This window comes from Pseudomonas sp. HR1 (assembly GCF_030175875.1).
In the GTDB taxonomy this organism is placed as follows: Bacteria; Pseudomonadota; Gammaproteobacteria; order Pseudomonadales; family Pseudomonadaceae; genus Chryseomonas; species Chryseomonas oryzihabitans.
The window spans coordinates 156,884-181,741 of record NZ_JASNRF010000003.1 but is presented as its reverse complement, the minus strand read 5'-3'; the positions used below and the strand labels follow the sequence as shown (position 1 = coordinate 181,741).

Sequence of the window (24,858 nt, the reverse complement as noted above, 5' to 3'; positions counted from 1 at the left end):
CTTTGCCAAGGGCGCGACGCAGGTTACTCTCAAGCTACGTCAAGTTTTCGTAAAGCCAATCCAAAGGGTTTCCCAGCACACCTTGAATACCCCCCAGACGCTCCAGCATTTCACCCTCGAACCCTTCGATGCCGACCGTTTCGCCAACCTGTGCGGCCAGCTCGATGAAAATCTGCGCCAGATCGAAGGCCGTCTCGGCATCGAGATCCGCAATCGCGGCAACCAGTTCGAACTGGTCGGCGATCCCGAGCGCACCCGCGCGGCCCAGAACCTCCTGCAGCGCCTCTACCGCGAGACCGCCAGCGGCACCGCGGTGGCCCCGGAACTGGTGCACCTCTATCTGCAGGAATCCGGTCTGGAAGCTCTGCAGCAAGAGCACCGCGGCGGCGACACCAGCGTGGCCCTGCGCACCAAGAAGGGCATGATCCGCCCGCGCGGCGCCAACCAGCAGCGCTACGTCAAGTCGATCCTCGATCACGACATCAACTTCGGCATAGGCCCGGCCGGTACCGGCAAGACCTATCTGGCCGTGGCCTGCGCCGTGGACGCCCTGGAGCGCGAGCAGATCCGCCGCATCCTGCTGGTGCGCCCGGCGGTGGAAGCCGGCGAGAAGCTCGGCTTCCTGCCCGGCGACCTGGCGCAGAAGATCGACCCCTATCTGCGCCCGCTGTACGACGCCCTCTACGAGATGCTCGGCTTCGAGCAGGTGGCCAAGCTCATCGAGCGCCAGGTCATCGAGGTCGCGCCGCTGGCCTACATGCGTGGCCGCACCCTCAACAATAGCTTCATCATTCTCGACGAAAGTCAGAACACCACCCTCGAGCAGATGAAGATGTTCCTGACCCGGATCGGTTTCGGCTCCACCGCGGTGATCACCGGTGACGTCACCCAGGTCGACCTGCCTCGCGGCACCAAGTCGGGTCTCAAGCACGTCATCGAGGTCCTGCGCGACGTGCCCGGCATCGGCTTCACCCACTTCGAGTCCAAGGACGTGGTGCGCCACCCGCTGGTGCAGCGCATCGTCGAGGCCTACGATCGCTTCGAGGCGCTGCAGGACAAGCCGCGCGCTCATGGAGAGGATCGCCATGGCGATTGAGCTGGACGTCCAGGTCGCCAGCGAGGCGGCCGACCTCCCCGAGGAGCCGGACTTACGTCGCTGGTGTGAACTGGCCCTGCGCGCCCGCCAGGGCGATTCGGAACTCACCATCCGCCTGGTGGACGAAGACGAAGGCCGCGAGCTCAACCGCACCTGGCGGCACAAGGACTACGCCACCAACGTGCTGTCCTTTCCGGCCGACGTGCCGGACGAATTCCTCGATATCCCCCTGCTCGGCGATCTGGTGATCTGCGCCCCCGTGGTGGCGCGCGAAGCCGCCGAGCAAGGCAAGCCCGCCAAGGCGCACTGGGCGCATCTGGTCATCCATGGCTGCCTGCACCTGCTCGGCTACGATCATCTGGAAGATGACGAAGCCGAGGAGATGGAAGAACTGGAACGCCAATTGCTCGCTGAACTGGGCTACCCCGATCCCTACGGTGAATGACACACACATGAACGAAGATCGATCAGGCACTGGGCATCGTTCCTGGCTGGAACGCATCGTCCAGGCCTTTGCCCATGAACCCAAGAGTCGCCAGGAACTGCTGGAACTGCTGCGCGAGGCGCATGAGAACAAGGTGCTCGACAGCGAAGCCCTGTCCATCGTCGAGGGCGCCATCTCGGTGGCCGACCTGCAGGTACGCGACATCATGGTGCCGCGCTCGCAGATCATCAGCATCCGCGCCCACCAGACCCCGGCGGAATTCCTGCCGGCGGTGATCGAGGCCGCCCACTCCCGCTATCCGGTGATCGGCGACGGCCCCGACGACGTCCTCGGCCTGCTGCTGGCCAAGGACCTGCTGCCGCTGCTGCTCGACCACGAGCGCACCTTCGACCTCAAGGCGGTGCTGCGCCCGGCCACCTTCGTGCCCGAGTCCAAGCGGCTCAACGTGCTGCTGCGGGAATTCCGTTCGACCCACAGCCACATGGCCATCGTGGTGGACGAATACGGCGGCGTCGCCGGCCTGGTCACCATCGAGGACGTGCTCGAGCAGATCGTCGGCGAGATCGAGGACGAGCACGACGTGGAGGAAGAGAGCTTCATCAAGTCGCTGCCCAATGGCGACTTCGTGGTCAAGGCGCTCACCCCCATCGAGACCCTCAACGAAACCCTGGAAACCCGTTTCGCCGATGCCGAGGCCGACACCGCCGGTGGCCTGGTGATGAATCGCCTGGGTCACCTGCCCAAGCGCAACGAGGAAACGGTGATCGACGACTTCCGCTTCCGCGTGCTCAACGCCGACGGCCGCCGCATCCACCTGCTGCGCGTCACCCCGGTCAACCGGTAGCGCCTTTACCCCCTCTCCCTCTGGGAGAGGGCTGGGGTGAGGGCCAAGCGCTCTATCCATTCAATCGCGGCCATGGCGGTCCGCCGATGCGGACGCTCCTACCATCCCGTAGGAGCGGCCCATGGCCGCGATAGCCCAAGTCAGGGCGGCCGTAGCAATGGACTGCCATGGCCGCGATAGCTTCTCCCCTCTCCCGACTGCGACCTGCCTCGCTCTCCCCCGCACACGCCTTTGGCACTCCCCCGCGGCGGCGAGTAAGCTTGCGCAGCCTCGATCGGACCAAGGATTTTCGATGCGCTGGATCTCTCAACCCGGCTGGAAGGGCAACCTTCTGGCGCTCTTCGCTGGTGCCCTCACGCCCCTGGCGCTGGCCCCCTTCAACATCTGGCCGCTGGCGCTGCTGTCCGCCGCCCTCTTCTACCTGGGCCTCAAGGGTCTCGGTGTCTGGCGCGCCCTGCTGCGTGGCTGGTGCTACGGCTTCGGCGCCTTTCTCGCCGGCACCAGCTGGATCTACGTCAGCATCCACACCTATGGCGCCGCGCCGGTACCCCTGGCGCTGTTTCTCACCGTGGGCTTCTGCGCCGGTATCGCGCTGTTCTTCGCCCTGCCGGCCGCGCTCTGGGCGCTGTGCCTGAGACGCAACCAGGCGCCCCTGGGCGACGCCCTCACCTTTGCCGGCCTCTGGTTCGCCCTGGAACTGTTCCGCAGCTGGGCGCTGACCGGCTTTCCCTGGCTGCTGCTCGGCTACAGCCAGCTCAACGGCCCCCTGCAGGGCCTGGCGCCGCTGGGTGGCGTCTGGCTGATCTCCGCCGCGCTGGCCTTTACCGCGGCGCTGCTGGTCAACGCCCCGCGCCTGATCATGCGGCCGCTCGCCCTGGTCGCGGGCCTGGTGCTGGTGGCCCTGCCCTGGGCGGCCGGCGACGTCTTCAAGGGCCAGGTCTGGACGCAACCCGCCGGCGCGCCGCTCAAGGTCGCCGGGGTCCAGGGCAACATCGCCCAGGAACTCAAGTGGAATCCCGACCACGCCCGCGCCACCCTGGCGCTCTATCGTGACCGCACCGCCGAGCAGACCGATGCCGACCTCGTGGTCTGGCCAGAAAACGCCATTCCCGTGCTGCGCGAATACGTCAGTGACTTCCTCGCCGCCGAAGGCGCCCAGGTGGCGGCCCATGGCGGCGCCCTGGTGACCGGCCTGCCGGCGCGGGAACGCGACGCCGACGGCGATTCGCGCTATTTCAACAGCATCACCGCGGTCGGCAACGGCTCGGGCACCTACTACAAGCAGAAGCTGGTGCCCTTTGGCGAATACGTGCCGCTGCAGGACTACCTGCGCGGCCTGATCGGCTTCTTCGACCTGCCCATGTCCGACTTCGTCCGTGGTCCCGAGCAGCAGGAACCGCTGCTGGTGAAGGGCTATCGCGTGGCGCCCTACATCTGCTACGAGGTGGTCTATCCGGAATTCGTCGCCAGCATGGCGGCCCAGAGTCAGCTGCTGCTCACCATCAGCAACGACACCTGGTTCGGCAAGTCCATCGGACCGCAACAGCACCTGCAGATGGCGCAGATGCGCGCCCTGGAAAGCGGGCGCTGGCTGGTACGGGTCACCAACGACGGCATTACCGCCCTGGTCGATCCCTTCGGTCGCATCAGCCGGCAGATCCCGGCCTTCGAGGTCGGCGTGCTGCAGGGCACCGTGGTGCCCATGGACGGCCTGACGCCCTATCTGCACTACCGCCTCTGGCCGCTGGGGATCTTTTCCGCCCTGGTGCTGCTCTGGGGTCTGCTAATGCGTCGGCAGGATCGCCCAGAAGAGACGCCGCTGGTGGTCACCCAGAGCTAGGCGCGCGTCAGCGATAGGCGAGCGGATAGAGAAGTAGTCCGGCAGCCTCGTTGAGCAACTGGGCGGTCTGCTCGACCGCCTTGGCTTCTGGCAGCCAGCCACCGAAGGGCCGGGCATTGGCGACACCGATGAAGCCCATGGGCGCGGCCACCACGGCGAAGCCCTGCCGTTCGAAACACCAGCGCGAACGGGCCATGTGATAGGCCTGGGTCACCAGCACCACCCGCTTGACCCCGGCCTCGCGCAGCAGCGGCGCACTCAGGGTGGCGTTTTCCCAGGTGGTGCGACTGCCCCCTTCCTGCCAGCGCACCGGCACCCCCAGGTCGCGTTCCATCACCTCGGTCATCAGCGCCGCCTCGCTCAGTGGACGGTCATGGGGCGAGCCCCCGGTGATCAGCACCGGCAGGCCGCTGGCCTTGGCCAGCCGCGCCGCATAGCGCAGCCGCTCCACCGCCAGGTGGCTGGCGGCATCGCCCGCCCAGCCCGGATCCTCCACTTCGCGACCGGCGCCCAGCACCACGATGGCATCGGCCTGCTGCGCAAGCGTCGCCCAGCGCGCCTCGGGCAGGGCGGCATCGCGCTCCAGCAGGCGCCCGCCGGTCTCCACCACGACCGGCAGGGTACTGGCCCAGAGGCCCAGCAGACCGCCCAGGAAGCAGACCAGCCCCAGGCGCGGATAGCGACGACGCAACCACCAGCCCAGCAACAGGAGCAGCAGCAGGCCGCCCGGTGGCAGCAGCAGTTGCTTGAAGAAATAGCGCAGACCCATGGTCCCTCCGGTCGGGGGCGACCTCCGGGTCGCGGCGGCGCCTAGTGTAGGGGAGCGCCGACCGGGGCAGAAGGACTCTCGACCAGCAGTCGTCGACCCTGACACCGCGGGCAGAAGGCACCCGCCGGCTGGACCCGGCCACAGCCCAGGCAGCAGGCCATGGCGGCGTCGGCCGCCTGATGGCGCGCCAGCCAGCGCTTGACCAGGGCGTATTCGGCCGGACTCAGGCCCTGCACCTCGACTTCCTCATCGGCTTTGTCATAGAGGCGCTCCTGGGTAGCCGCCTCATCCAGCGCCAGCGCCAGGCGCCGTTGCAGGCGCACGTCGACGGGCAGCTTTTCGGACTCGCGTCGAAACTTTCCCATGATGGCGATCATCCTCCCGAATAATTGAACGGACGTTTGAACAGCCTAGTACGGCCCTTCCAACCCTGCCTCCTCCGGAGTGCGAAACAAGCGGCGGACCGGGACATTTCCCCGCGCTCGGGGGGTCATGTATGCTTGGCGGCTCGATCAAACGCCTCTGCAGCCCTCGACACGCCCATGCACGAACACTATCAGCCCCGCGAAATAGAAGCCGCCGCCCAGTCCTTCTGGGACCAGAATCTGTCCTTCAAGGCCACCATGCGCCCGGGCCAGGAGAAGTTCTACTGCCTGTCGATGTTCCCCTACCCCAGCGGCAAGCTGCACATGGGGCACGTGCGCAACTACACCATCGGCGACGTCATCGCCCGCTACCAGCGGATGCTGGGCAAGAACGTCCTGCAGCCCATGGGCTGGGACGCCTTCGGCATGCCCGCGGAAAACGCCGCCATGAAGAACGGCGTGGCCCCCGCCAAGTGGACCTACGAGAACATCGCCTACATGAAGTCCCAGCTGCAGAGCCTGGGCCTGGCGATCGACTGGTCCCGCGAGGTCACTACCTGCAAGCCCGACTACTATCGCTGGGAGCAGTGGCTGTTCACCCAGTTGTTCGAGAAGGGCATCATCTACCGCAAGAACGGCACGGTGAACTGGGACCCGGTGGACCAGACCGTCCTGGCCAACGAGCAGGTCATCGACGGCCGCGGCTGGCGCAGCGGTGCGCTGATCGAGAAGCGCGAGATCCCCATGTACTACTTCCGCATCACCGACTATGCGGAAGAGCTGCTGACCTCCCTCGACGGCCTGCCCGGCTGGCCCGAGCAGGTCAAGACCATGCAGCGCAACTGGATCGGCAAGTCCCGCGGCATGGAGGTGCAATTCCCCTATGACCAGGACAGCATCGGCGCCGAAGGCACCCTGAAGGTCTTCACCACCCGCCCCGACACCCTGCTCGGTGCCACCTATGTCGCCGTGGCCGCCGAACACCCGCTGGCCACCCAGGCCGCCCAGGGCAATGCCGAGCTGCAGGCCTTCATCGACGAGTGCAAGCGCGGCGGCGTCGCCGAAGCCGACATCGCCACCCAGGAGAAGAAGGGCCTGGACACCGGCCTGTTCGTCCGTCATCCGCTGACCGACGCCCGCCTGCCGGTATGGGTCGCCAACTATGTGCTGATGCACTACGGCGACGGCGCGGTCATGGCCGTGCCCGGTCACGACGAGCGTGACTTCGAATTCGCCAACAAGTACCAGTTGCCCATCGTCCAGGTGGTGGATACCGCCGAGGCCACCCAGGTGCTGGCCAATCCGGACGACTACAGCCCCGAGGAATACGAGCGCTACCAGTTCGACCCGGTGCAGTGGAAGGACTGGTACGGCAGCAAGGAAGGCTTCCTGATCAATTCCGGTGCCTACAACAACCTCGCCTACGACGCCGCCTTCGACGCCATCGGCGCCGATCTGCAGGCCAAGGGCCTGGGCCAGCCGCGCACCCAGTTCCGCCTGCGCGACTGGGGCATCAGCCGCCAGCGCTACTGGGGCTGCCCGATCCCCATCATCCACGGCGACGATGGCGTCGATATTCCGGTGCCGGCCGACCTGCTGCCGGTGGTGCTGCCCGAGGACGTGGTGCCGGACGGCGCCGGCTCGCCCCTGGCGCGCATGCCGGAATTCTACGAGACCGTCGATCCGCGCAACGGCCAGCCGGCCCGTCGCGAAACCGACACCATGGACACCTTCGTCGAAAGCTCCTGGTACTTCGCCCGCTATGCCTCGCCGAATTTCACCGGCGGCATGCTGGACAAGGAAGAAGCCAACTACTGGCTGCCCGTCGACCAGTACATCGGCGGCATCGAGCACGCCATCCTGCACCTGCTCTACTCGCGCTTCTTCCACAAGCTGATGCGCGACCAGGGCCTGATCGATTCCGACGAGCCCTTCGAGAATCTGCTGACCCAGGGCATGGTGGTGGCCGAGACCTACTACCGCACCAATCCCAACGGCAGCAAGGACTGGTTCAACCCGGCCGATGTCGAGGTGGAACGCGACGCCAAGGCCAAGGTGATCGGGGCGCGCCTGAAGAGCGACGGCCAGCCGGTGGAAATCGGTGGCGTCGAGAAGATGTCCAAGTCGAAGAACAACGGCGTCGATCCCCAGGCGATGATCGACCAGTACGGCGCCGACACCTGCCGCCTGTTCATGATGTTCGCCTCGCCGCCGGACATGAGCCTGGAGTGGTCCGATTCCGGCGTCGAGGGTGCGAGCCGCTTCCTGCGCCGCGTCTGGCGTCTGGCCCAGGCCCACGTGAGCCAGGGCCTGCCGACTGCCGGCGCCCTCGGCGAGCTGTCGCCCGCCCAGAAGGACGTCCGCCGTGCCATCCACCTGGCCATCCGCCAGGCCAGCCAGGATATCGGTCAGCATCACAAGTTCAACACCGCCATCGCCGCGGTCATGACCCTGATGAACGTGCTGGAAAAGGCCGCCCAGGACAGCGACACCGATCGCCGTCTGCTGCAGGAAGGCCTGGAGGCCGTCACCCTGCTGCTGGCGCCCATCACCCCGCACATCGCCCACGGTCTCTGGCAGCAACTGGGCCACAGCGACGCGGTCATCGACGCCCGCTGGCCGCAGGTGGACGAGAGCGCCCTGGTGCAGGACAGCCTGCAGATCGTCATCCAGGTGAACGGCAAGCTGCGCGGCCAGATCGAAGTACCGGCCGATGCCAGCCGCGAGGCCATCGAGGCCGCCGCCCGCGCCAACGAGAACGTGGCACGCTTCACCGAGGGTCTGACCATCCGCAAGGTCGTCGTGGTCCCGGGTAAACTGGTCAACATCGTCGCCAACTAAGACACGCGAACGGAGCAGACAACAGATGAAGAAACGGATTCTCCCCGGCCTTGCGGTAGTCGGCCTGGCGACCCTGCTGACCGCCTGCGGCTTCCAGCTGCGTGGCACCGGCGAAACCCGCCTGAGCCTCACCGAGCTGAACCTGACGGCGCGCGACGCCTATGGTCAGACCGTCAAGGACGTCCGCGACATGCTGGACGACGCCCATGTGCGGGTCACCTCGGGCGCGCCCTACACCCTGGATCTGGGCGGCGAAGCCCAGAGCGAGCGCACCGCCAGCTATACCAGCGGCGCCCGCAGTGCCGAGGTGGAGCTGACCACCCGTCAGCCCTACAGCATCATTGGCAAGAACCAGGCGGTGCTGGTCAGCGACTACCTGGAAACCCAGCGCTACTACGTGACCGACCAGAACAACATCGTCGGCTCCGAACAGCAGAAGGACCAGTTGCGCCGCGAGATGCGTCGCGAACTGGTGCAACAGCTGGCCGCCCGCCTGCAGGCCGTGACGCCGGAGCGCCTGGAGAAGCTGCAGCGCGACGCCGATGCCCGTGCCGCCGCCAAGGCCGAAGCCGACCGCCGCGCCCGCGAGTCCGCCCCGCCGCAGCAGTCGCCGATCGACATCCCCACCCCCGCGCGCTAAGCGCCGCATCCGGAGCCGCAAGGCTCCGGTTTGCCCTTCCGGTTCAGCATGAAACTCAACGCCAACCAGCTCGGCAAGCAGCTCCAGGGCTCGCTGGCCGCCGTCTATGCCGTCAGCGGCGACGAGCCCCTGCTCTGTCAGGAAGCCAGCGACGCCATTCGCGGCGCGGCCCGCGCCCAGGGCTTCGACGAGCGCGAGGTCTTCGACGTCGATGCCGGTTTCGACTGGGGTCGTCTCTATGAGGCCGGCGCCAGCCTCTCGCTGTTCGCCCAGAAGCGCATCCTCGAATTGCGCCTGCCCACCGGCAAGCCGGGCGACAAGGGCTCCGCCGCCCTGCTCGACTACCTGGCCCGCCCCGCCGAAGACACCCTGCTGCTGATCAGCCTGCCGCGCCTGGATGCCGCCGCCCAGAAGACCAAGTGGGCCAAGGCCCTGCTGGAGCACCCGCAGGCGCAATTCGTGCAGATCTGGCCGGTGGAGCTGGCGCAACTGCCGCAGTGGATCAACCAGCGCCTGTCGCGCCTCGGGCTGGCCGCCACCCCCGAGGCGGTCGACCTGATCGCCGAACGGGTGGAAGGCAATCTGCTGGCCGCGGCCCAGGAGATCGAAAAGCTCCGCCTGCTCATCGAAGGCTCCCAGGTGGATGCCGAGACCGTGCGCGCCTCGGTGGCCGACAGTGCCCGCTACGACGTCTTCGGCCTGCTGGACGCCGCCCTGGCCGGCGATGCGGAACATGCCCTGCGCATCCTCGAAGGCCTGCGCGGCGAAGGCGTGGAAGCCGCCGTGGTGCTCTGGGCCCTGGCCCGGGAACTGCGCCTGCTGGCCAACCTCGCCCATCTGCAGGAAAGCGGCACGCCGCTGGAGCGCGCCTTCACCCAGGTCAAACCGCCGGTGTGGGACAAGCGGCGTCCGCTGGTCAGTCGGGCCCTGCAGCGCCAGGGTGCGCGCCGCCTGGAAGCCCTGCTGCGCGAAGCCCAGGTCGCCGACGAACAGATCAAGGGCCAGGCACCCGGCGAGGTCTGGCTGACCCTGGCCAGCCTGGCGCTGACGCTCGCCGGCAAGCGGCTGGCCCTGCCCAGGTCCTGACGCTGGCCGCGCCTTGCAATCCACGGCCCTTGCAATAGACTGGCGCGCCCCCATCAAGGGGGAGTCCCCAACCCCCGGAGCACGCACCATGGCCAAGAAATACAGCCGCGGCCCCAACAAGGCCAAGGTCCTCGTCAGCGATCCCCGATATCGCGCCCGCCAGGAAAAGCCTGCCAAGGGCAAAGGCAGCTACCGCCGCGAAGCCTTCTCGTTGCAAGACGAGAAGGCTTCGGTCTTTCTGGCCGCCTGAAAGCCGCGTCCAGACGCCAGCACCCGGGCCGTGCTAAGGTGAGTCTTCCTGCCTAGACGTCCGGTGGAGACAGATGCAATTCGGGAAAACCCGCGGATTCAAGACCGGCGGCCTCCTCGCCGGAACCCTGGTCACCCTGCTGACCGCCGCCCTGGCCGCCTGCGCCCAGACTCAGACGACGCCCTCCGCGGCGCCCTCTTCACCCTCCTCGTCCAAACCCGCGCCCGCGGCCAATGCCCCCGCCTCGGCGGCCGAGGCCATGCCGCAGCCGGATGAAAGCTTCGAGCAATGGCGCAGTCGCTTTCGTACCCTGGCCCTGGGCCGGGGCATCTCGGCCGCCACCTTCGACCAGGCCTTTGCCGGCGTGCAACCCGATCCGGCAGTGATCGCCGCCGACCGCAGCCAGCCGGAATTCACCAAGCCGGTCTGGGAATACCTGGAATCCGCCGTGTCGCCGCTGCGGGTGCGCAACGGCAAGAGCCTGCTGATCCAGCAGGCCGGGCTGCTGGCCTCGCTGGAGGCCCGCTATGGCATCGAGCCGGCGCGCCTGGTGGCCTTCTGGGGCATGGAGAGCAACTACGGCAACAACATGGGCAACAAGGGCGTCATCCGCTCCCTGGCCACCCTCGCCTACGAAGGTCGCCGCCCGGACTTCGCCCAGGACCAGCTCATCGCCGCCCTCGGCATCCTGCAGCACGGCGACGTCACCGCCGACCGCATGATCGGCTCCTGGGCCGGCGCCATGGGCCAGACCCAGTTCATCCCCACCACCTACGACCAGTACGCGGTGGACTTCGACGGCGACGGTCGCCGCGACATCTGGGGCTCCACCGCCGATGCCCTGGCCTCCACCGCCAACTATCTCAAGGCCTCCGGCTGGCAGGACGGCAAGCCCTGGGGCTACGAGGTGCGGGTACCGGCTAATTTCGACTACAGCCTGGCCGACATGGGCGTGCGCAAGAGCCTGGCCGAGTGGAACGCCCTGGGCATCCAGGGCCTCGGCCTGCCGCAACCGGCCGCCCAGCCGAGCGACAGCGCCTCGCTGCTGCTGCCCGCCGGGCATCGCGGTCCGGCCTTCCTGGTGTTCAACAACTTCCGCACCATCCTCAAGTACAACAACTCCAGCTCCTATGCCCTGGGCGTGGCGTTGCTCTCGGAGCGCTATCGCGACGCCGGCCAGATCGCCGGCAGCTGGCCCACCGACGACCTGCCGCTGAGCCGCAGCGAGCGTGTGGAGCTGCAACAGCGCCTGGCCGCCCTGGGGCTCGACCCGGGCAGCGCCGACGGCATCATCGGCGCCAACACCCGCAAGGCCATCCGCGCCTACCAGCAGTCCCAGGGCTGGCCTGCCGACGGCTATCCCAACCATCAGCTGCTGGACAAGCTGCGCGGTTGATATCCCGTTCCGATCGGCGGTCTCAGCGTGCACGGATCGGCATTCTGAGGATCGCCCCTCGGGCGAACTGAGCAAACTGCGATCGCCAAGGTCGAACGCGAGTCGCGTCGCCCGGGGTACTCGAAACGCCCGGGCTCCATTCAAGCCAAGGAACCCGAGATGAGTATTGCCGCCAATGCAGGACGCCTTCCCGACGAGAACACCCTGACCCACCTGCCGCGCCTGGTGGCGCGCTACTACAGCGATCGCCCCGACCCCAGCGATCCAGGTCAGCAGGTCGCCTTTGGCACCTCCGGGCACCGCGGTTCCTCGCTCAAGGGCAGCTTCAACGAGTGGCACATCCTCGCCATCACCCAGGCCATCTGCGAATACCGCAAGGCCCAGGGCGTCGACGGCCCGCTGTTCATGGGCATGGACACCCACGCGCTGTCCGAACCGGCCTTCATCTCCGCCCTGGAAGTGCTCGCCGCCAACGGCGTGGAGGTCCGTATCGACGCCGGCTGCGCCGAGACCCACGGCGAACCGGGCTATACCCCTACCCCGGCACTGTCCAACGCCATCCTCGAATACAACGCCGGCCGCAGCTCGGGCCTGGCCGACGGCATCGTCATCACCCCGTCGCACAATCCGCCGGCCGATGGCGGCTTCAAGTACAACCCCACCAATGGCGGCCCGGCCGACACCAACGTCACCAAGAGTATCCAGGACCGCGCCAATGCCCTGTTGGTGGCCGGTCTCGACGGCGTCAAGCGGATGGACTACCGCCAGGCGCTCAAGGCCGCCACCACCCACAAATTCGATTTCCTCGACAGCTACGTGAGCGGCCTGGGCCAGGTCATCGACCTGGACGCCATCCGCGGCTCCGGCCTGACCTTTGGCGTCGATCCCCTGGGCGGCGCCGGGGTGCACTACTGGCCGCGCATCGCCGAGCGCTATGGCCTGCCGCTGGAGGTGCTGTCGACCCGCGTCGACCAGACCTTCCGCTTCATGCGTCTGGACTGGGACGGCAAGATCCGCATGGACTGCAGCTCGCCCCACGCCATGGCCGGCCTGATCGAGAACAAGGACAGATTCGACGTCTCCTTCGCCTGCGACACCGACCATGACCGCCACGGCATCGTCGCCCGCTCGGTGGGGCTGCTCAATCCCAACCACTACCTGGCGGTGGCCATCGAATACCTCTTCACCCATCGTCCGCAGTGGAGCCAGCAGGCCGGCATCGGCAAGACCCTGGTGTCCTCCTCGATGATCGACCGCGTGGCCCAGGGCATCGGCCGCCAGGTGGTGGAAGTGCCGGTAGGCTTCAAGTGGTTCGTCGACGGCCTGCTGGACGGCAGCCTGGGCTTCGGCGGCGAGGAGTCCGCCGGGGCCTCCTTCCTGCGCAAGGCCGGTGGCGCCTGGTCCACCGACAAGGACGGCATCATCCTCGGCCTGCTGGCCGCGGAAATCACCGCCGTGACCGGCAAGGATCCGGGCGAGCGCTACCAGGCCCTGACCGAGCGCTTCGGCGCTCCGGTCTACCAGCGCATCGACGCCGCCGCCGACCGCGAGCAGAAGGCCCGGCTGAGCAAGCTCTCCGCCGCCCAGGTCACCGCCAAGGAGCTGGCCGGCCAGCCGATCACCGCCATCCTCACCGAGGCCCCCGGCAACGGCGCCGCCATCGGTGGCCTCAAGGTAGTCACCGAGAACGGCTGGTTCGCCGCCCGTCCTTCCGGTACCGAGGACGTCTACAAGATCTACGCCGAGAGCTTCGAGGGCGAAGCCCACCTGGGGCGTATCCAGGAAGAAGCCAAGGCGCTGGTGGACGGCGTGCTGCGCGGGTAACGGGACTCTCCCCTCACCCCAACCCTCTCCCGAAGGGAGAGGGGCTAGACGCGGATCGGAGTGGGGCTAGAGATTCCGCCTCCAACATGAAAAAGGGCAGCCACTGGGCTGCCCTTTTTCATGACGACGCCAGGATCAGTTGATCTTGGTGCCGTGCGCCTGCTGGTCGGCGTGGTAGGACGAACGTACCAGGGGACCGGAGGCGACGTTCTTGAAGCCCATCTTGGCGCCTTCCTCGGCGTACCAGGCGAAGGTATCCGGGTGGACGAAGCGCTGCACCGGCAGGTGGTTGCGCGAGGGCTGCAGGTACTGGCCGAGGGTCAGCATGTCGATCTCGTGCTCGCGCATGCGCTGCATGACCTCGATGACTTCCTCGTCGGTCTCGCCCAGGCCCAGCATCAGACCGGACTTGGTCGGCACATGGGGCACGCGCTTCTTGAAGTTCTGCAGCAGGTCCAGCGACCACTCGAAGTCCGAACCCGGGCGCGCGGCCTTGTACAGGCGCGGGACGGTCTCCAGGTTGTGGTTGAAGACATCCGGCGGCTCCTGCTCGGTGATGGCCAGGGCGACGTCCATGCGACCGCGATAGTCCGGCACCAGGGTCTCCAGCTGGATGCCGGGGGTCAGCTTGCGGATCTCGCGCAGGCAGTCGACGAAGTGCTGGGCACCGCCGTCACGCAGGTCGTCGCGGTCCACCGAGGTGATCACCACGTACTTCAGACCCAGGTCGGCGATGGCCACCGCCAGGTTCTTCGGCTCGTCCACGTCCAGCGGCTTCGGCCGGCCATGGCCGACGTCGCAGAAGGGGCAGCGACGGGTGCAGATGTCACCCATGATCATGAAGGTGGCGGTGCCACCGGAGAAGCACTCGCCCAGATTGGGGCAGGACGCCTCTTCGCAGACACTGTGCAGCTTGTGCTTGCGCAGCAGCTGCTTGATGCGCTCGACCTCGGGGGTGACCGGGATGCGCACGCGGATCCAGTCCGGCTTGCGCGGCAGCTCTTCGGTGGGAATGATCTTTACCGGGATGCGCGCGACCTTTTCGGCGCCGCGCAACTTGACGCCGGCTTCCACCTTGTTGGGGCGGGCGGGCGGGGTAAGGGTCTGGACGCTGTCTTGTACTGTAGTGGTCATGTCAATCCGATTCCAGGGTGATCGGTTCGGGGTAGCCCAGGCGCAGACTCAGGTGACGCACCAGAGACTCGCGGACCTCGTCGAAAGCTAGTGGCCCGGTCACCAGATCGCGGAGCTGGGTCATGGCCAGGCCGGCATAACCGCAGGGGTTGATCCGGCGGAAGGGTGCCAGATCCATGTCAACGTTGAGCGCCAGGCCGTGGAAGGACCGGCCATTGCGGATGCGCAGCCCGAGGGAGGCGATCTTGGCGCCGTCCACGTAGACACCCGGCGCATCGGCTCGGGCCGCGGCCTGCACGCCCCAGTCGGCGAGCAGCGCGATCAGGCTGTCTTCCATGGCGCTGACCAATTCTCGCACGCCCAGGCCCTTGCGGCGAACATCCAGCAGCACATAGGCGATGAGCTGACCGGGACCATGGTACGTGACCTGGCCGCCGCGATCGACCTGCACCACCGGAATGTCGCCCACGGCGAGCAGGTGCTCGGGCTTGCCGGCCTGGCCCTGGGTGAAGACCGCGGGGTGCTGCAGCAGCCAGAGTTCGTCGGGGGTGGCCGGGCCGCGCTCATCGGTGAAGCGGCGCATGGCCTCCAGGGTCGCCTCGTAGGGCCTCAGGCCCCAGCGGCGCACGCCCAGGCTGGCCGGGGCGGGAGTGGTCATCAGATCACCATGTGCACGCGGCCGGTGGCGCGCAGGTCCTGGTGGATGGCCTGCAGCTGGTCCACGCCGGTGGCGGTGATGAGCACCTGCACGGAGAGGAAGCGGCCGTTGCGACTGTCGCGGGTCACCAGGGTGCCGCGATCCAGATCCGGGGCGTGGCGCTGGACGGTGTCGAGCACCAGCTCGGCGAAATCGGCACCGGCATCGCCGATCACCTTGATCGGATAGCGCGGGCAGGGAAATTCGATCTTGGGGGGTTTAACGTCTTCGGTCATGCGGACTTCCAGGCCGATCTCTGTCGGCAGGGGGTGAAAGGCCCGCAGATGCGGGCCTTTCCAGGGTGACGGATCAGTTGAACAATCCGTAGAAGAACAGGCGAATGCTATCCCACAGGCGACGGAAGAGGCCACCCTCCTCGACCGGCTGCAGCGCGACCAGGTCGGCGGTGTGCACCACCTTGTCATCCAGCTTCACCTCGACCTTGCCGATCACCTGGCCCTGGGCGATGGGCGCGATCAGCTGCGGGTTGAGCACCATCTCGGCGTGCAGCTTCTTGGCCTGACCGCGCGGCAGGGTCATGGTCAGGTCGTTGGCCAGACCGGCCTGGACTTCGCGGCTGTCACCCTTCCATACCGGCGCCTTGGCCAGCTCGGTGCCCTTCTTGTAGAAGGACTGGGTCTCGAAGAAGCGGAAACCGTAGGTCAGCAGCTTCTGGGTCTCGGCGGCGCGGGCCTGCTCGCTGTTGGTGCCGAACACCACGGCGACCAGACGCATGCCGTCGCGCACGGCCGAGGCCACCAGGCAGTAGCCGGCTTCGTCGGTGTGACCGGTCTTCAGGCCGTCGACGGTCTTGTCGCGCCACAGCAAGAGGTTGCGGTTGGGCTGCTTGATGTTGTTCCAGAAGAATTCCTTCTGGGAGTAGATGGCGTAGTGCTGGGCATCGGCGTTGATGATGGCGCGCGCCAGGATCGCCATGTCGTGGGCCGAGGAATAGTGATTCGGATCCGGCAGGCCGGTGGCGTCCATGAAGTGGGTGTTCTGCATGCCCAGCTTCTGCGCGGTGGTGTTCATCATGTCGGCGAAGGCGTCTTCGCTGCCGGCAATGTGCTCGGCCAGGGCGACGCTGGCGTCGTTGCCGGACTGGATGATGATGCCGTGCAGCAGGTCACCGACCGACACCTGGGTGCCGACCTTGATGAACATCCGCGAACCGCCGGTACGCCAGGCGTGCTCGCTAACGGTGACCATGTCCGATTCCTTGATGCGACCCCGGTTGATTTCCAGGGTGGCGATGTAGGCGGTCATCAGCTTGGTCAGGCTGGCCGGCGGCAGGCGCTGGTCGGAGTTGGATTCGGTGAGCACGGCGCCGCTGTTGGCATCCATGAGAATCCAGGCCTTGGCGGCCAGCTGGGGCGCCGCCGGAACCATTGTCTCGGCCGCCCAGACGGCCGGGACACAGGCGATCGTTACTAGGAGGAGCAGGCGTCGAGCGAGTTTTGCGATTGTCATCCGAATCTCTGAAAGGTTGGGGTATGGCAGGAGCAGCGGACCCAGACCGCACGGTCCACGGCGATCCGCGCGAGGCGGATCACGACGGCTGGGGCCGGCGACTGGGCGTCATGAAGCATCCCTGCTTCAATCCGGTTGCACGAGAGACGCCTGACCCAGGCGGGCCACGCGTACGCTGTTCTGGAGCTGGGAGACCTCAGCCGGCTGGACCGGTCCGAGGCGGACCCGATGCAAGGTCTGCTGGTTGCGCACCGTCGAACTGATGAACACCGGGGCACCGGTCAGGTCGCTGAGCTTGTCCTTGAGCAATTCCGCAGCGTCCGGATTGGCGAAGGCCGCCACCTGCAGATAGAGCCCAGCGGCTGGGACAGAAACGTTTTTTTTTGCGTCGACGGCCGCGGGCGTCACCGGCTCGGCGTGCTGGTTGACCGGTGGCGTATAGGTCTCGATGGCGCCGAAGGTCTGGGTCTCGGTGGTCTTCTGGGCCACCGGCGCCTGGCGCGGCTGGGCCAGCACCATGGGCACCGCCTGGCCGCGCTGGGCCCAGTACTGCTGCGGATCTATGCCTTCGACGCTGACCCGGGCGGTGCCGATCTCGGCGTAGCCGAGCTTCTTGGCCGCGGCAAAGGACAGGTCGATGACCCGATCGGAATAGAAGGGCCCGCGGTCGTTGACGCGCAGGATCACGCTGCGGCCGTTGTCCAGGTTGGTGACCCGCACGTAGCTGGGCAGCGGCAGGGTCTTGTGCGCCGCGGTCATGCCATAGAGGTCGTAGGTCTCGCCGTTGGCGGTGGCCTGACCATGGAACTTGGTGCCGTACCAGGACGCGGTGCCGGTCACGCGGTAGTTGCGCGAATCGGTCAGCGGAAAATAGGTCTTGCCCAGCACGGTGTAGGGATTGTTCTTCAGCGGCCCGTTGTAGGGCATGGGCACGGCGTCGGGAATGCGGCTGACATCCACGTCCCACCAGGGCGCGCCGTCACGGTGCGGACGCAGGTAGCCGCCTGGTCCGGCCACGCCCTTGCTGGTCGGCTTGGGCGCCTGGCTGGAACAGCTCACCAGCAGCAGGCCGAGGCCCAGGCAACCGGCCAGGCGCGCCAGGGCAGTCAGGCGCATCACGGCTTGGCACCCTCGGCGGCATGGCGCTCGGCGATGGCATTGGCCAGATCGGTCACCGCCATGGCGTACATGACGCTGCGGTTGTATCGGGTAATGGCGTAGAAATTGGGCAGGCCCATCCAGTACTCCGGTCCCTTGTCTCCGTCGAGGCGGAACGAGGTTACACGCAAATCGTCACGCAGGGCAGGGTCTTGGGCGTTCCAGCCCAGGGCGCGCAACTCGGCGACGCTCTTGACCGGCTCGATGCCGGCCACCACGCCCTCCTCCACCCGCTCGCCGCTGACCTGGGCGCGAATGGCGGTGGGACCGCGCCCGGACCAGCCGTGGCGCTTGAAGTAGTTGGCCACGCTGCCGATGGCGTCGGTGGGATCGGACCAGATGTTGATGTGGCCGTCGCCGTCGAAGTCCACCGCATAGGCGCGGAAGCTGCCCGGCATGAATTGCGGCAGGCCCATGGCGCCGGCATAGGAACCGGTCAGGCTGAGCGGATCGACCTGCTGCTCGCGGGCCAGCAGCAGGAATTCGCGCAGCTGGCTACGGAAGAAGGGCGCGCGCGGCGGATAGTCGAAGGCCAGGGTCGATAGCGCATCCAGCACCCGGTAGTTGCCGGTGTTGCGGCCGTAGAAGGTTTCCACGCCGATGATGGCGACGATGAACTGGGCCGGCACGTCGTATTCACGCTCGGCGCGGGCCAGCGCCTCTTCGTGGGCCTTCCAGAAGTCGACGCCCTGGGCGATGCGCCGATCGGTGATGAAGATGGGGCGGTATTCGCTCCAGGGCTTGACCCGCTCGGCCGGTCGCGAGATGGCGTCGAGGATGGCCTGCTTGCGCTCGACCTCGCCGAACAGCGCCTGCAGCTGTTCCGGGGCGAAGCCATAGCTCTGACTCATCTCGGCGATGAAGTCGCGCGTCAGCGGTGCCGCGTCGTAGTCACCCGCGACGACGCCGGTCGTCACGCCCATCGCACCCGCGAGCCCCAGGCTCAGCAGGCAGCGACGCATCCATCCCATTGTCGGCATCTAACCCTTCTTTGTTGCGTGTTAAACCTGGGCGATCCACTTGCGGTGCGTGTGGATCGACATCAAAACTCCGAACCCGGTGAACAAGGTGACCACCGAGGTGCCGCCATAGCTGATGAATGGCAGCGGTACGCCCACCACGGGGAGCAGGCCGCTGACCATGCCGATGTTGACGAAGACATAGACGAAGAAGGTCATGGTCACGCCGCCGGCGAGCAACTTGCCGAACAACGTCTGGGCCTGCACCGTGATGGTCAGGCCGCGACCGATGAGCAGCAGATAGAGCACCAGCAGCAGGCAGACGCCGACCATGCCGAACTCTTCGCCGAGGACGGCAATGATAAAGTCCGTGTGACTTTCCGGCAAAAAATCCAGATGAGACTGGGTACCCAGCAGCCAGCCCTTGCCGAACACCCCGCCCGAGCCGATGGCGGCCTTGGACTGGATGATGTTCCAGCCGGCGCCCAGGGGGTCCATCTCCGGGTCGAGGAAGGTCAGGATCCGGCGCTTCTGGTAGTCGTGCAGGACAAAGAACCACATGGCCACCGCCAGGGGCACCGCGGCGCTCACCGCGCCGATCAGCCAGCGCCACTGCAGGCCGCCGACGAACAGCACGAAGCCGCCCGAGGCCAGTACCAGCATGGCGGTGCCGAGATCGGGCTGGTCGAGGATCAGCACGAAGGGCACCACCACCAGCGACAGGCTGATGACGCTGTGCTTGAAGTTGGGCGGCAGGCTGCGCTTGGACAGGTACCAGGCCATCATCATGGGCATCAGGAGCTTCATGAATTCCGACGGCTGGAAGCGGATGACCCCGGGAATGTTGATCCAGCGGGTGGCGCCCATGGCGTTGTGGCCCATGACGTCCACCACCACCAGCAGGGCCACGCCGATCACGTAGCCCAGGGGCACCCAGCGCGCCATGAAGCGCGGTTCGAGCTGGGCGACGACGGCCATGGCCACCAGGCCGAGGCCGAAGGAGCTGGCCTGCTTGAACAGCAGGTCGAGATTGCGGCCACCCGCGGAATAGAGGACGAACAGGCCGGTCGCCCCCAGCATCAGCAGCAGGATCAGCAAGGGTCCGTCGATGTGCAGGCGCTGCAGCAGGGTGGCGCGCCGCTTCATCACGTCCCCTTCGGGGATGGTGCGATCGAAGTTGGGAGCAAGACTCATGGCTGCACCTTGGTCGCGGCGGCGGTCGCCCCGGCGGTAGTCGGCTTGGCGTACTCGGCCTTGAGATGGCCCTGGTCATCGAGCAGCCAGGCGTCGAGCACCTGACGCGCGACCGGTCCGGCCACGGCGCCACCCGACTCACCGTTCTCGACCATCACCGCCACGGCGATCTGCGGATTGTCCACTGGGGCGAAGGCGACGAACAGGGCGTGGTCGCGGTGGCGCTCCTTGAGCGCGGCCGAGTTGTACTTCTCGTTCTGGCGAATGGCGACCACCTGGGCGGTACCGCTCTTGCCGGCGATGCGGTATTGGGCACCGACGTTGAGCTTGTGGGCGGTGCCGCGCGGATTCTGCACCACCATTTCCATGCCGTGGATGGCCCTGTCCCAGTAGCTCGGATCCTTGAGGTCGATGTCGGGCATGGGGTTGGGATCCGCCGGCGGCTGGCCGTCGAGGGTCTTGGCCAGGTGCGGCCGGATCCACTGGCCATGGCTGGCGATCAGCGAGGTGACCTGAGCCAGTTGCAGCGGAGTCACCTGCATGTAGCCCTGGCCGATCCCGAGGATCAGCGTCTCGCCGGGGAACCAGGCCTGGCGGCGGGTGGCGCGCTTCCACTGGCGCGACGGCATCAGCCCCGGCGCTTCCTCGAACATGTCCAGGGCAACCTTCTGGCCGAGGCCGAACTTGCCCATGTACTCGGAGAGGCGATCGATGCCGATCTTGTGGGCGAGGTCATAGAAGTAGGTGTCGTTGGACCTCATCAGCGCCGTATCCATGTCCACGTAGCCGTCGCCGCCGTGGTTCCAGTTGCGGTACTTGTGATCGTAGTTGGGCAACTCGTAGTAGCCTGGATCGAAGACCCTGGCCTGGGGCGTGGTGGCGCCGGTGTCGAGACCGGCGATGGCCACCGCCGGCTTGATGGTCGAACCGGGCGGATAGAGGCCGCGCAGCACCCGGTTGTAGAGCGGGCGATCGATGGAATCGCGCAGCTCGGAATATTCCTTGAAGCTGATCCCGGTGACGAAGGGATTGGGGTCGTAGCTCGGCTGGCTGACCATGGCCAGCACCTCGCCGGTCTTGGGCTGGATGGCGACGATGGCCCCGCGACGTCCGCCCAGGGCGGCTTCGGCGGCGGCCTGCAGCCGCGAGTCGATGGTCAGGACGATGTCCTTGCCCGGCTTGGGGTCGGTGCGATTGAGCACCCGCAGGACCCGGCCCCGGGCGTTGGTCTCGACCTCTTCGTAGCCCACCTCGCCGTGCAGTTCGGGCTCGTAGAAGCGCTCCACGCCGGTCTTGCCGATGTGGTGGGTGCCGCTGTAGTTGACCGGATCCAGGCGCTTGAGCTCCTGTTCGTTGATCCGCCCGACATAGCCCACCGAATGGGCGAAGTGCTCGCCCATGGGATAGTGCCGCACCAGCTGCGCCGTCACCTCGACCCCGGGCAGGCGGAACTGGTTGACGGCGATCTTGGCGATCTGCTCCTCGGTCAGCTCGAACAGCACCGGCACCGGCTCGAACGGCCGCCGCCCCTGCTTCATGCGCTTCTCGAAGAGTTCGCGGTCTTCCTCGGTCAGCCCCAGCACCTGCACCAGGGTATCGAGGGTCTGCCGCCAGTTGTCGGCCCGCTCCCGGGTGATGGTCAGGCTGAAGCTGGGGCGGTTGTCGGCGACGATGATGCCGTTGCGGTCGTAGATCAGGCCGCGGGTGGGCGGGATCGGCTGGACATGGACCCGGTTGTTTTCCGACAGGGTCGAGTGGTAGTCGTGCTGGATGACCTGCAGGTAGTACATGCGCGCCACCAGTACGCAGGCGAGCACGAGAAAGAGCACCGCCCCGACGGTCACGCGGGCGCGGACGAGCTGGGCGTCTTTCTCGTGGTCCTTGAGGCGTATGGGTTGCGACATCGCAGGTACGGACTACTTGTGATACGGATGGCCGGCCAGTACGGTCCAGGCGCGATAGAGCTGCTCACCGACGAGGATGCGCACCAGCGGATGCGGCAGGGTCAGCGGCGAGAGCGACCAGCGCTGTTCGCTGCGCGCCTGCACCTCGGGAGCGAGACCCTCGGGACCGCCGACCATGAGGTTGACGGTCCGGGCTTCCAGGCGCCACTGCTGGAGTGTTTCAGCCAGTTGCTCGGTGCTCCAGGGCTTGCCGGTGACCTCCAGGGTCACCACGCGCTCGCCCGGCTGCACCTTGGCCAGCATGGCCTCACCCTCCTGGCGGATCAGCCGGGCGACATCGGCGTTCTTGCCCCGGGTCTGCAGCGGGATCTCGACGAGTTCCAGCGGCAGTTCCGGCGGCAGACGCTTGACGTACTCGTGCCAGCCCTCTTCGACCCAGCGCGGCATGCGCGAGCCGACGGCGATGAGACGCAGGCGCACCGGGCTTATTCGCCGTGGGCGGCGCGGCTCTGCTCGGCACCGCGCCAGAGGCGCTCGAGGTCATAGAACTCGCGGGTGGTCGGCAGCATCACGTGGACGACCACGTCGCCCAGGTCCAGCAACGCCCATTCGCCGCCTTCCAGGCCTTCGCTGCCCAGCGGGCGCACGCCCTGCTGCTTGACCTTTTCCAGCACGTTGTCGGCCAGCGACTTGACGTGGCGGCTGGAGGTGCCGCTGGCGATGACCATGATGTCGGTCACGCTGGTCTTTTCCCGCACGTCCAGGGAGATGATGTCCTGGGCCTTCATGTCTTCCAGGGCGGCGATGGCCACCTGGACGAGTTGTTCGCTTTGCATGGTGTAGCTCTTACCTCGGTTCGGAGGACGCCGGATAGAGGCCGTGCGTCCGGATGTAGTCAAGCACGGCATCGGGCACCAGGAAGCGGATGGACTTCCCGGTGGCCAAGAGGCCGCGGATCTGGGTGGCGGACACCGCGAGCGGGTTCTGCCAGATAAAGGTGATCTGCCCGCCCGGCCCCTTGAGGGCCTGGGGATCGGGCTGACTGCGCGCCGCCAGGAAATCGCGCAATTCCTGGCAGGGCTCGCTGTCGGCGTCGGGTCGTTGCAGGACCAGGATGTGGCACAGTTCCAGCAACTCGCGCCAGCGGTGCCAACTCGGCAGGCCGCAGAAGGCGTCCCAGCCCAGCATGAGCAACAGCTGCACCTCATCGCCGAGTTCGGCGCGCAGGCTTTCCAGGGTCTCTATGGTATAGGAGTGGCGCGTCCGGCGCAGTTCCCGGTCATCGACCACCAGGGTCGCGACGTCGGCCACCGCCAGGCGCACCATCGCCAGGCGATCCTCGGCGGAGACGCTGGGCGCCTCGCGATGGGGCGGCCGGGCGCTGGGGATCAGCCGCAATTCGTCCAGCGCCAGGGCCTCGGCCACCTCCAGCGCCGCGCGCAGGTGACCGATGTGCACGGGATCGAAGGTACCGCCGAACAAGCCGATGCGGGTGGGCAGGCTGCTCATCAGCTGCGGACGTGACCGTCGCCGAAGACCACGTATTTCTCGCTGGTCAATCCTTCCAGGCCCACCGGCCCGCGGGCGTGCAGCTTGTCAGTGGAGATGCCGATCTCGGCGCCCAGGCCGTATTCGAAGCCGTCGGCGAAGCAGGTCGGGGCGTTGACCATGACCGAACTGGAATCCACTTCGGCCAGGAAGCGGCGCGAGCGACCGAGGCTCTCCGTCACGATCGCATCGGTGTGATGGGAACCGTAGTGGTTGATGTGCTCGATGGCCTGGTCCAGACCCTCGACGATGCGAATCGACAGAATGGGCGCGAGATACTCGGTAGACCAGTCGGCCGCGGTGGCGGGCACGGCCTGGATCAGATCGCGCGTACGCTCGCAGCCCCTAAGTTCCACGCCCTTTTCCTCGAAGCGGCGCGCCATAGCCGGCAGGAAGGCCTCGGCCACCTGGGCATCGACCAGCAGCGTTTCCATGGCACCACAGATGCCATAGCGGTAGCACTTGGCGTTGAAGGCGATGGACTCAGCCTTGGCGAGATCCGCAGCCGCGTCGACATAGACATGGCAGATACCGTCGAGGTGCTTGATCACCGGGACGCGGGCATCGCTGCTGATGCGTTCGATCAGATTCTTGCCACCGCGCGGCACGATGACGTCGACGAACTCGGGCATGGTGATCAGGGCGCCGACGGCAGCCCGGTCGGTGGTTTCCACCACCTGGACCGCAGCGGCGGGCAAGCCGACCTTGGCCAAGCCTTGCTGAATGCAGGCGGCGATGGCGCGATTGGAGCGAATGGCTTCTGAACCACCGCGCAGAATGGTGGCATTGCCCGACTTCAGGCAGAGACTGGCCGCGTCGATCGTCACGTTGGGCCGGGATTCATAGATGATGCCGATGACCCCGAGCGGCACGCGCATCTTGCCGATCTGGATCCCGGACGGCCGGGCACTCAGGTCTCGAACGGCACCCACCGGATCGGGCAAGGCGGCGACCTGCTTGAGGCCGTTGATCATCGCGTCAATACGCGCCGGCGTCAGCGTCAGTCGATCCAGCAACGCCGATTCGAGCCCCGCAGCCGTGGCGGCCGCGACATCCTCGGCGTTGGCCGCGATCAACCCTTCACGATCGGCGCCCAAGGCGTCGGCAATGGCGGTCAGCGCCAGGTTCTTCTGGCCAGTGGACGTACGCGCGAGGACCCGCGACGCGGCACGGGCAGCCTGGCCAAGACGGGTCATGTAGGCGGAGACGGACTCGGTCATGGTCGGCGGCCTGCGAAAGACGGTGGGAAAGCCGCAGAGTATAGCGTCGCCGGGCCCTGCGCGGCCAGCGCCGAGGGGCCTGGCGATGGCATTCGCCTGCTCGATTTGGTTGACTCGCCACGGCCTGTCGGGAATCATCCGCGGCTGTATTTGCCGTTCAGCTTGCGTTCAGCTATTC

Annotated in this window: 24 protein-coding genes; 10 read left to right on the top strand and 14 right to left on the bottom strand. The window is 66.9% G+C overall.

Annotated features, from left to right (window positions below; genetic code table 11):
- The first annotated feature begins 82 nt into the window (after positions 1-82).
- From QKY98_RS12275 to lnt, 4 genes are all read left to right on the top strand, one after another.
- Positions 83-1,096: a PhoH family protein gene (locus QKY98_RS12275; RefSeq protein ID WP_284670992.1), complete on the top strand. Its 1,014-nt coding sequence runs from the start codon at positions 83-85 to the stop codon at positions 1,094-1,096.
- On the top strand, positions 1,086-1,541 hold the full coding sequence (gene ybeY / locus QKY98_RS12270; protein ID WP_027602488.1) for an rRNA maturation RNase YbeY: 456 nt from the start codon (positions 1,086-1,088) through the stop codon (positions 1,539-1,541). The genes QKY98_RS12275 and ybeY overlap by 11 nt, the downstream gene beginning before the upstream one ends.
- A gap of 7 nt (positions 1,542-1,548) precedes the next feature.
- Positions 1,549-2,385, top strand: coding sequence for a CorC family transporter (locus tag QKY98_RS12265; protein WP_007159650.1), 837 nt, complete (start codon positions 1,549-1,551; stop codon positions 2,383-2,385).
- Positions 2,386-2,677: 292 nt separating this feature from the next.
- Positions 2,678-4,225, top strand: coding sequence for an apolipoprotein N-acyltransferase (lnt, locus tag QKY98_RS12260; RefSeq protein WP_284670991.1), 1,548 nt, complete (start codon positions 2,678-2,680; stop codon positions 4,223-4,225).
- A gap of 7 nt (positions 4,226-4,232) precedes the next feature.
- Here lnt and QKY98_RS12255 read toward each other — a convergent pair whose 3' ends face one another.
- Positions 4,233-4,994 carry a YdcF family protein gene (locus QKY98_RS12255; protein ID WP_115945854.1) on the bottom strand — a complete coding sequence of 254 codons (762 nt, stop codon included), beginning with the start codon at positions 4,992-4,994 and terminating at the stop codon, positions 4,233-4,235.
- 41 nt (positions 4,995-5,035) lie between these two features.
- The gene (locus tag QKY98_RS12250; protein WP_231501056.1) at positions 5,036-5,359 is read right to left on the bottom strand and encodes a hypothetical protein; all 324 of its coding nucleotides are present in this window, start codon (positions 5,357-5,359) and stop codon (positions 5,036-5,038) included.
- Between the two features lie 177 nt (positions 5,360-5,536).
- Between QKY98_RS12250 and leuS the strand changes: the two genes are divergently transcribed.
- The 6 genes from leuS (at position 5,537) to pgm (ending at position 13,396) form a co-directional block, all read left to right on the top strand.
- Positions 5,537-8,200, top strand: a complete 2,664-nt coding sequence (leuS, locus tag QKY98_RS12245; protein ID WP_284670990.1) for a leucine--tRNA ligase — start codon at positions 5,537-5,539, stop codon at positions 8,198-8,200.
- A 25-nt stretch (positions 8,201-8,225) separates the two neighbouring features.
- Entirely contained in the window at positions 8,226-8,840 is a 615-nt protein-coding gene (locus tag QKY98_RS12240) for an LPS-assembly lipoprotein LptE (RefSeq protein ID WP_027597194.1), read from the top strand.
- Positions 8,841-8,888: 48 nt separating this feature from the next.
- Positions 8,889-9,926 (top strand): DNA polymerase III subunit delta, encoded by a 1,038-nt coding sequence (gene holA / locus QKY98_RS12235; protein ID WP_115945853.1) that lies wholly within the window; start codon positions 8,889-8,891, stop codon positions 9,924-9,926.
- An 88-nt stretch (positions 9,927-10,014) separates the two neighbouring features.
- Positions 10,015-10,176, top strand: coding sequence for an alternative ribosome rescue factor ArfA (gene arfA, locus QKY98_RS12230; RefSeq protein ID WP_007159657.1), 162 nt, complete (start codon positions 10,015-10,017; stop codon positions 10,174-10,176).
- Positions 10,177-10,249: 73 nt separating this feature from the next.
- Complete coding sequence (locus QKY98_RS12225) at positions 10,250-11,572, top strand: lytic murein transglycosylase (RefSeq protein ID WP_042136280.1); 1,323 nt, start codon at positions 10,250-10,252, stop codon at positions 11,570-11,572.
- A 159-nt stretch (positions 11,573-11,731) separates the two neighbouring features.
- Complete coding sequence (gene pgm, locus QKY98_RS12220; RefSeq protein WP_027597197.1) at positions 11,732-13,396, top strand: phosphoglucomutase (alpha-D-glucose-1,6-bisphosphate-dependent); 1,665 nt, start codon at positions 11,732-11,734, stop codon at positions 13,394-13,396.
- A gap of 135 nt (positions 13,397-13,531) precedes the next feature.
- Here the strand turns inward: pgm and lipA are convergent, their stop codons facing one another.
- The 12 genes from lipA to QKY98_RS12160 all read right to left on the bottom strand — a co-directional run bounded on the left by lipA (position 13,532) and on the right by QKY98_RS12160 (position 24,680).
- On the bottom strand, positions 13,532-14,530 hold the full coding sequence (gene lipA / locus QKY98_RS12215) for a lipoyl synthase (protein WP_017642509.1): 999 nt from the start codon (positions 14,528-14,530) through the stop codon (positions 13,532-13,534).
- A gap of 1 nt (position 14,531) precedes the next feature.
- Complete coding sequence (gene lipB, locus QKY98_RS12210) at positions 14,532-15,188, bottom strand: lipoyl(octanoyl) transferase LipB (protein WP_007159661.1); 657 nt, start codon at positions 15,186-15,188, stop codon at positions 14,532-14,534.
- Positions 15,188-15,463 carry a DUF493 domain-containing protein gene (locus QKY98_RS12205; RefSeq protein WP_007159662.1) on the bottom strand — a complete coding sequence of 92 codons (276 nt, stop codon included), beginning with the start codon at positions 15,461-15,463 and terminating at the stop codon, positions 15,188-15,190. The genes lipB and QKY98_RS12205 overlap by 1 nt, the downstream gene beginning before the upstream one ends.
- A gap of 73 nt (positions 15,464-15,536) precedes the next feature.
- Positions 15,537-16,697, bottom strand: coding sequence for a D-alanyl-D-alanine carboxypeptidase family protein (locus tag QKY98_RS12200; RefSeq protein ID WP_007159663.1), 1,161 nt, complete (start codon positions 16,695-16,697; stop codon positions 15,537-15,539).
- A gap of 126 nt (positions 16,698-16,823) precedes the next feature.
- On the bottom strand, positions 16,824-17,813 hold the full coding sequence (locus QKY98_RS12195) for a septal ring lytic transglycosylase RlpA family protein (protein WP_037007194.1): 990 nt from the start codon (positions 17,811-17,813) through the stop codon (positions 16,824-16,826).
- Entirely contained in the window at positions 17,813-18,817 is a 1,005-nt protein-coding gene (gene mltB, locus QKY98_RS12190; protein ID WP_371099744.1) for a lytic murein transglycosylase B, read from the bottom strand. The genes QKY98_RS12195 and mltB overlap by 1 nt, the downstream gene beginning before the upstream one ends.
- A gap of 39 nt (positions 18,818-18,856) precedes the next feature.
- Positions 18,857-19,960 carry a rod shape-determining protein RodA gene (gene rodA / locus QKY98_RS12185; RefSeq protein WP_085982634.1) on the bottom strand — a complete coding sequence of 368 codons (1,104 nt, stop codon included), beginning with the start codon at positions 19,958-19,960 and terminating at the stop codon, positions 18,857-18,859.
- A 44-nt stretch (positions 19,961-20,004) separates the two neighbouring features.
- Positions 20,005-21,912, bottom strand: a complete 1,908-nt coding sequence (mrdA, locus tag QKY98_RS12180; protein WP_027602475.1) for a penicillin-binding protein 2 — start codon at positions 21,910-21,912, stop codon at positions 20,005-20,007.
- A gap of 12 nt (positions 21,913-21,924) precedes the next feature.
- Complete coding sequence (rlmH, locus tag QKY98_RS12175) at positions 21,925-22,392, bottom strand: 23S rRNA (pseudouridine(1915)-N(3))-methyltransferase RlmH (RefSeq protein WP_007159668.1); 468 nt, start codon at positions 22,390-22,392, stop codon at positions 21,925-21,927.
- A gap of 5 nt (positions 22,393-22,397) precedes the next feature.
- On the bottom strand, positions 22,398-22,748 hold the full coding sequence (gene rsfS / locus QKY98_RS12170) for a ribosome silencing factor (protein WP_007159669.1): 351 nt from the start codon (positions 22,746-22,748) through the stop codon (positions 22,398-22,400).
- Positions 22,749-22,758: 10 nt separating this feature from the next.
- Positions 22,759-23,421: a nicotinate-nucleotide adenylyltransferase gene (nadD, locus tag QKY98_RS12165; protein WP_027597202.1), complete on the bottom strand. Its 663-nt coding sequence runs from the start codon at positions 23,419-23,421 to the stop codon at positions 22,759-22,761.
- Positions 23,421-24,680, bottom strand: a complete 1,260-nt coding sequence (locus QKY98_RS12160) for a glutamate-5-semialdehyde dehydrogenase (RefSeq protein WP_284670989.1) — start codon at positions 24,678-24,680, stop codon at positions 23,421-23,423. The genes nadD and QKY98_RS12160 overlap by 1 nt, the downstream gene beginning before the upstream one ends.
- Positions 24,681-24,858: the final 178 nt, after the last annotated feature.

Excerpts from the sequence above, each read along its gene's own strand:
- holA (WP_115945853.1), top strand. The coding sequence starts at position 8,889 with ATGAAACTCAACGCCAACCAGCTCGGCAAGCAGCTCCAGGGCTCGCTG.
- lipB (WP_007159661.1), bottom strand. The coding sequence starts at position 15,188 with ATGACCACTCCCGCCCCGGCCAGCCTGGGCGTGCGCCGCTGGGGCCTG.
- QKY98_RS12160 (WP_284670989.1), bottom strand. The coding sequence starts at position 24,680 with ATGACCGAGTCCGTCTCCGCCTACATGACCCGTCTTGGCCAGGCTGCC.
- leuS (WP_284670990.1), top strand. The coding sequence starts at position 5,537 with ATGCACGAACACTATCAGCCCCGCGAAATAGAAGCCGCCGCCCAGTCC.
- ybeY (WP_027602488.1), top strand. The coding sequence starts at position 1,086 with ATGGCGATTGAGCTGGACGTCCAGGTCGCCAGCGAGGCGGCCGACCTC.
- QKY98_RS12225 (WP_042136280.1), top strand. The coding sequence starts at position 10,250 with ATGCAATTCGGGAAAACCCGCGGATTCAAGACCGGCGGCCTCCTCGCC.
- mltB (WP_371099744.1), bottom strand. The coding sequence starts at position 18,817 with ATGCGTCGCTGCCTGCTGAGCCTGGGGCTCGCGGGTGCGATGGGCGTG.
- QKY98_RS12240 (WP_027597194.1), top strand. The coding sequence starts at position 8,226 with ATGAAGAAACGGATTCTCCCCGGCCTTGCGGTAGTCGGCCTGGCGACC.
- mrdA (WP_027602475.1), bottom strand. The coding sequence starts at position 21,912 with ATGTCGCAACCCATACGCCTCAAGGACCACGAGAAAGACGCCCAGCTC.
- QKY98_RS12195 (WP_037007194.1), bottom strand. The coding sequence starts at position 17,813 with ATGCGCCTGACTGCCCTGGCGCGCCTGGCCGGTTGCCTGGGCCTCGGC.
- QKY98_RS12200 (WP_007159663.1), bottom strand. The coding sequence starts at position 16,697 with ATGACAATCGCAAAACTCGCTCGACGCCTGCTCCTCCTAGTAACGATC.
- nadD (WP_027597202.1), bottom strand. The coding sequence starts at position 23,421 with ATGAGCAGCCTGCCCACCCGCATCGGCTTGTTCGGCGGTACCTTCGAT.
- QKY98_RS12265 (WP_007159650.1), top strand. The coding sequence starts at position 1,549 with ATGAACGAAGATCGATCAGGCACTGGGCATCGTTCCTGGCTGGAACGC.
- rodA (WP_085982634.1), bottom strand. The coding sequence starts at position 19,960 with ATGAAGCGGCGCGCCACCCTGCTGCAGCGCCTGCACATCGACGGACCC.
- QKY98_RS12250 (WP_231501056.1), bottom strand. The coding sequence starts at position 5,359 with ATGGGAAAGTTTCGACGCGAGTCCGAAAAGCTGCCCGTCGACGTGCGC.
- lnt (WP_284670991.1), top strand. The coding sequence starts at position 2,678 with ATGCGCTGGATCTCTCAACCCGGCTGGAAGGGCAACCTTCTGGCGCTC.
- QKY98_RS12255 (WP_115945854.1), bottom strand. The coding sequence starts at position 4,994 with ATGGGTCTGCGCTATTTCTTCAAGCAACTGCTGCTGCCACCGGGCGGC.
- lipA (WP_017642509.1), bottom strand. The coding sequence starts at position 14,530 with ATGACCACTACAGTACAAGACAGCGTCCAGACCCTTACCCCGCCCGCC.
- pgm (WP_027597197.1), top strand. The coding sequence starts at position 11,732 with ATGAGTATTGCCGCCAATGCAGGACGCCTTCCCGACGAGAACACCCTG.
- rsfS (WP_007159669.1), bottom strand. The coding sequence starts at position 22,748 with ATGCAAAGCGAACAACTCGTCCAGGTGGCCATCGCCGCCCTGGAAGAC.
- arfA (WP_007159657.1), top strand. The coding sequence starts at position 10,015 with ATGGCCAAGAAATACAGCCGCGGCCCCAACAAGGCCAAGGTCCTCGTC.
- QKY98_RS12205 (WP_007159662.1), bottom strand. The coding sequence starts at position 15,463 with ATGACCGAAGACGTTAAACCCCCCAAGATCGAATTTCCCTGCCCGCGC.